We start from the raw sequence: 213 nt of genomic DNA, 5'->3' as shown, positions 1-213 counted from the left end.
TCCGCCGGGATCTATGCCCGCGCGTTCATGGCGGCCAATCCCCTACTGCCGTGCGAGGAGGAGGGGCGGCTTGCGGAGGCGGCGCTGCGGGAGAACTTCATCGAGCGGGTCTACGTCTACCGCCGCTGGCAGGACCTGCTGCGCGGAGGGCTCACCCCGGCGCGGCTGGTGGCCTTTCACACCGAGCACAAGTTTCAGGTGCTCGCCCACAGC

1 pseudogene is annotated in these 213 nt (G+C 69.5%); it reads left to right on the top strand.

Features of this window, described 5'->3' with window-relative positions:
- Positions 1-213 (top strand): annotated as a pseudogene (locus tag ACTFO6_RS20240) (hypothetical protein); the annotation flags it as partial.

Source organism: Pelomicrobium sp. G1 (assembly GCF_051905455.1).
In the GTDB taxonomy this organism is placed as follows: Bacteria; Pseudomonadota; Gammaproteobacteria; order Burkholderiales; family UBA6910; genus Pelomicrobium.
This window is presented reverse-complemented; position numbering and strand designations above follow the sequence as displayed.